The following is a 3,129-nucleotide window of genomic DNA, read 5'->3' on the forward strand; positions in this document are numbered from 1 at the left end:
TGTTTTTCCTGCTGTTCCTGCTGCTGGCCAGCCCTGCCTTCGCCACGGGCCTGCTCGACAACCGCCCCAGCGCCACACTCGGCGCCGCTTCGCTGGCCAACAACGCCGACTTCCTGCCGGTGCACGAAGCCTTCAAGCTCAACCTGGTCCAGGCCGACGCGCAAACCATCAAGCTGCGTTTCGTCGCCACCGATGGCTATTACCTCTACCGCCACCGTTTCCAGTTCCGCACGGAACCGGCCGATATCGCCCTTGGCACGCCGAACATCCCCAAGGGCGAAGCCAAGCACGATGAGTTTTTCGGCGACGTCGAGGTGTACCACGGTGTGCTCGACATCGAGCTGCCACGCAACGACCCGCGCGCCTTCACCTTGCTGGTGGGCTACCAGGGCTGCGCCGACAAAGGCCTGTGCTACCCACCGGAAACCGCACGCCTGACCATCGATGGCGAAGGCCTTGGCAACACGCCGACCACCACCACCCCTGCCTGGAACTGGAAGTCGCTGCTGCTGTTCTTCCTCGCCGGGGTCGGCCTGACCTTCACGCCCTGCGTCCTGCCGATGCTGCCGATCCTGTCTGGCGTGGTGCTGCGCGGCCAGGTTGGCGGGCTACGCGGGCTGTCGCTGTCGCTGGCCTACGTGCTGCCTATGGCTGCCAGCTTTGCGGCACTCGGCGCCCTGATGGGCCTGTTCGGTGCGGGCCTGAACCTGCAGGCACGCCTGCAGTCGGCCTGGGTGCTGGTGCCTTTCGCGCTGTTCTTCGTGGTATTCGCCCTGGCCATGTTCGGCCTGTTCGAACTGAAACTGCCCCAGGCCCTGAGCAACCGCCTGAACAACGTCGCCAACCATACCCGCGGCGGCTCTCTGCTAGGCGCGGCAATACTTGGCGTGCTCTCCAGCCTGCTGGTTTCGCCGTGCGTCTCGGCGCCCCTGGCCGGTGCCCTGCTGTATATCAGCGCCAGCGGCGATGCCCTGGGCGGCGCGCTCAAGCTGTTCGCCCTGGGTTTGGGCATGGGCGCACCGTTGCTACTGGTGGCCACCGGTGGCGCAGCCTGGCTGCCGAAAAGCGGCCCTTGGATGAACACGGTGAAAAACGCCATCGGCGTGCTGCTGCTGGGGCTGGCCATCGGCTTGCTCAGCCGTGTACTGCCAGGCCCTGTGACCTTGCTGCTGGTCGGTTTCCTCGCCGCTGGCGTGGCCCTGTTCCTCGGTGCCCTGGAGCTCGTCGTCAAAACCGCGCCCCAGCGCCTGGCGCAACTGCTCGGCCTGGCCTTGCTGGTGTACGCGCTGGCCTGTTGGTACGGCGCCCTCAGTGGCCAGGGCGACCCACTGCGACCGCTGCCAGTTGCAACACTGGGCGCCAGCGGCGCCAGCCCGACGGCAAAGGCCGATGCCTGGCAGACCATCACCACGCCTGACGCATTGGACGCGGCCTTGGCGCAAGCCAAGGCGGCCGGGCAGCCAGTGCTGCTGGACTGGTACGCCGACTGGTGCATCAGTTGCAAGGTGATCGAGCATGAGGTGCTCAATGCGCCCCAGGTGCAGACACAGTTGACCGGCTTCAAACTGCTGCGTTTCGACATCACCGAAAGCAATGCCGAGCAACGCAAACTGCTCGACCGCTACCAGCTGTTCGGCCCGCCTGCCCTGCTGTTCTTTGCAGCGAACGGCAGCGAAATTACCGCTGATCGGGTGATAGGCGAAATAAACGCCGCTGAATTTGCACAAATTCTGGCACGCGTACGCGGCAAAGCCGGTCTATAACTTCCCGCGAGGCGGGGAAAATCCTGAAATCAGTGACCAGATTTAATTATTTGGTCACATACTTCGCGCGAATCTCGGACATCGTGCTGGCTATTGCCGGGAACTGGACACTTGCGGTCGCTTTACGGCACACTCGCCGCGCTGTGTCGAATTGCCCTACAAATCCAAGGAATCCGCAGATGGCAACGCTACTGGTGCTCCACGGCCCCAACCTCAACCTGCTCGGTACTCGCGAGCCAGGCCATTACGGCGCCGTGACCCTGGCCCAGATCAACCAGGACCTGGAGCAACGTGCCCGCGCCGCAGGCCACCATCTGCAGTACCTGCAGAGCAATGCCGAATACGAATTGATCGACCGCATTCACGCCGCACGCAACGAGGGTGTGGACTTCATCCTGATCAATCCGGCTGCTTTCACCCACACAAGCGTCGCATTACGTGACGCATTGCTTGCGGTGAGCATCCCATTCATCGAAGTGCACCTGTCCAACGTGCACAAACGCGAACCGTTCCGTCACCACTCCTACTTTTCCGATGTTGCCGTAGGGGTGATCTGCGGCCTGGGCGCCAGCGGTTATCGCCTGGCCCTGGAGTCCGCGCTGGAACAACTGGCTGCCAACGCACAGCCCAAATGATGAAAACCCTGGCCTAAGTGGGCCGGGGTTCGAGAGAAACGTTCCGATACGTTTTTTTGTATTTCGCCCCCTGACCGAACCTTTGGGAGTTGATGATTAATGGATATCCGTAAAGTCAAGAAACTGATCGAGCTGCTGGAAGAGTCTGGCATCGACGAACTGGAGATCAAGGAAGGCGAAGAGTCGGTCCGTATCAGCCGTCACAGCAAAACCCCAGCTGCCCAGCAGTTCTACGCACCAGCACCGATGGCTGCCGCCCCGGTTGCTGCGCCAGTTGCCGCCGCCGCCCCTGTCGCCGAAGCCGCTGCTGCTGCCCCAGCCCTGAAAGGCACCGTGATCCGTTCGCCAATGGTCGGCACCTTCTACCGCAAGCCTTCGCCGACCTCGCCTAACTTCGCTGAAGTTGGCCAGACGGTGAAAAAGGGCGACACCCTGTGCATCGTTGAAGCCATGAAGATGATGAACCACATCGAAGCCGATGTTGGCGGTGTCATCGACGCCATCCTGGTAGAAGACGGCCAGCCGGTTGAGTTCGACCAGCCGCTGTTCACCGTCGTTTGAATCGCGGAGAGCCAACGATGTCTGGGAAGCTCGAAAAAGTCCTGATCGCCAACCGTGGGGAAATTGCCCTGCGGATCCTGCGTGCCTGCAAAGAGCTGGGCATCAAAACCGTCGCTGTGCACTCCACCGCCGACCGTGAGCTGATGCACCTGGGCCTGGCAGACGAGTCG

Annotated in this window: 4 protein-coding genes; all 4 read left to right on the forward strand. The window is 62.3% G+C overall.

The features are described 5' to 3' along the window. The coding region (locus tag APH35_RS27835; protein WP_060515836.1) for a protein-disulfide reductase DsbD at window positions 1-1,763 on the forward strand (1,763 nt) is incomplete at its 5' end. 179 nt (window positions 1,764-1,942) lie between these two features. After that, complete coding sequence (gene aroQ / locus APH35_RS27840; RefSeq protein WP_003255330.1) at window positions 1,943-2,398, forward strand: type II 3-dehydroquinate dehydratase; 456 nt, start codon at window positions 1,943-1,945, stop codon at window positions 2,396-2,398. Window positions 2,399-2,497: 99 nt separating this feature from the next. Beyond that, window positions 2,498-2,959 (forward strand): acetyl-CoA carboxylase biotin carboxyl carrier protein, encoded by a 462-nt coding sequence (gene accB, locus APH35_RS27845; RefSeq protein ID WP_012270326.1) that lies wholly within the window; start codon window positions 2,498-2,500, stop codon window positions 2,957-2,959. A gap of 17 nt (window positions 2,960-2,976) precedes the next feature. Continuing rightward, window positions 2,977-3,129, forward strand: a 153-nt coding sequence (locus APH35_RS28755; protein WP_305728979.1) for a biotin carboxylase N-terminal domain-containing protein, incomplete at its 3' end; no start/stop codon positions are given.

It is taken from the genome of Pseudomonas sp. NBRC 111132, from assembly GCF_001320565.1.
Taxonomy (GTDB): Bacteria; Pseudomonadota; Gammaproteobacteria; order Pseudomonadales; family Pseudomonadaceae; genus Aquipseudomonas; species Aquipseudomonas putida_P.

Excerpts from the sequence above, each read along its gene's own strand:
- aroQ (WP_003255330.1), top strand. The coding sequence starts at position 1,943 with ATGGCAACGCTACTGGTGCTCCACGGCCCCAACCTCAACCTGCTCGGT.
- accB (WP_012270326.1), top strand. The coding sequence starts at position 2,498 with ATGGATATCCGTAAAGTCAAGAAACTGATCGAGCTGCTGGAAGAGTCT.